The sequence below is a fragment of the Paenisporosarcina sp. P4_D4 genome (assembly GCF_056401835.1).
In genome coordinates this window covers 1-1,469 of the sequence record NZ_JBFUIO010000286.1, presented here as the reverse complement: position 1 = coordinate 1,469, position 1,469 = coordinate 1, and the positions used below count along the sequence as shown (strand labels likewise).

The 1,469-nt window shown below is 33.8% G+C and carries 3 protein-coding genes; all 3 read right to left on the bottom strand.

Annotation, left to right across the window (positions count from 1 at the left end):
- Nucleotides 1-175 precede the first annotated feature (175 nt).
- Entirely contained in the window at nucleotides 176-508 is a 333-nt protein-coding gene (locus AC1DSL_RS18155) for a hypothetical protein (protein ID WP_477533321.1), read from the bottom strand.
- The gene (locus AC1DSL_RS18150) at nucleotides 505-939 is read right to left on the bottom strand and encodes a hypothetical protein (RefSeq protein ID WP_477533320.1); all 435 of its coding nucleotides are present in this window, start codon (nucleotides 937-939) and stop codon (nucleotides 505-507) included. Before AC1DSL_RS18150 ends, AC1DSL_RS18155 begins: the two co-directional genes overlap by 4 nt.
- A gap of 16 nt (nucleotides 940-955) precedes the next feature.
- Nucleotides 956-1,469 (bottom strand): hypothetical protein (locus AC1DSL_RS18145; protein WP_477533319.1); only part of this gene is annotated, 514 nt, incomplete at its 5' end.

Here is a 1,469-nt window from a genome sequence, read left to right as displayed (position 1 = left end):
GAATGAATCCTTATCGGATACAATACACGGAATAGCATCAATTCCATCATTCAATTTGACATACTTAAGAGAAGGGGAGTTCATGATTTGTTCAGTTGCTAGCTGTTTTGAGTTGTCAATAACATTTCCCGTTGCATTAACTCGATCTCTATAAGCCTGAAAATCACTCATACTCTCATTCTCCTTTCAATGTCTCATTTGGTAATACGTCAATTTGATTGTCGATTAGTTTCAACACTTTAAACGTTTCCTTTTTAACTCGCTTCTTATGTCCAACATTTAAAGTTTCAACTTTCATCTGTTCCAATGTGGCTAATGACTTCACATACCATATCCCATGTGGTAAATCTGCAATTAACTTTTTCAATCCATATAGCTCGAAACATACACTGTCGATGTATTCTGTCAGACACTCATTTTCTTCCTCATATAGAGGTAGGATTTTATACACTCTGTTCTTTAATTCAATTAGATACTCTCGGTAATCTCTCTGTGTAAGTAGAGTCATGATTTAAATAAATCCTTTAGGTTGGGAATGCTGTATAAATAGCGTGACACGAGTGTATTTGCTTCTGTATTAGTTTGGGATTTGATTTCAATTAATGCTTTGATTTTGTTAGCAGGGGAATGTGTTCTGTAGTCTTTAGAATTTAGATGTTCTTTAAGCAAACTGTCATGAATTAAGTGTGTACCCATGTAGACCACAACCATAAATTTAGCGAGTATTTGCTTTTCAATCATTGTTAAATCAACATTAAATTGATTCAATTCTAAATCGTAATCTGTTAAGTCTTGGCGACAATTTGAGAAGAATCCAGTTGCAGACATTAACCAAAGCTGAAGGTTAGCTTTAAGAGATATTTCAGGAATCTTTTCTAGGCTCTTGTCTGTGACTTGTGAAAGGAATAGGTTATATACGTCATTGAATGGTGTAGCCATTTAGATGCACACCTTTCTACTTATCAAGTAAATGTGCTAATTCAACACCAAGACAATCTTCTAATGTTTTGATTGTATTGTATCCGTCTAGCTTTTTGTCTTCAATTAGTTTAGCTGCTTGGCGACCTAAAGACTTTTTAATGCCATCTGGTAGTGGTGTTAGGGATTGTTTTAGCTCATGATTAGAATTAAACTTATCTAAATAATCTTCCATTGATTTGATTTCATCATATTTTTGATAGTGTGAAGTTAAATTTAGTGCCTCAACCACTTCTTCATCATCAATATAAATCCACATTTCATCTAAAAAGCGTTTTTGACGACCTTTCATAGATACTAATTCGCTGAATGTTATATATTGAACGTCGCCTTTAGAGCCCCATTCATATTCAGCTTTAGTGTTGTCTGCAACGAAAATCACAGAGTCTACCAATGCTACAACAGGAATTAAATCATTTAAATCAACAGTTGCTATAGATTTACGAATATTCTTCTTTGTTTCCACTTTATCTTTCACAGCTTCCACATTC

Bases quoted from the DNA above. Each gene is read 5' to 3' on its own strand.
- AC1DSL_RS18155 (WP_477533321.1), bottom strand. From the start codon at position 508: ATGACTCTACTTACACAGAGAGATTACCGAGAGTATCTAATTGAATTA.
- AC1DSL_RS18150 (WP_477533320.1), bottom strand. From the start codon at position 939: ATGGCTACACCATTCAATGACGTATATAACCTATTCCTTTCACAAGTC.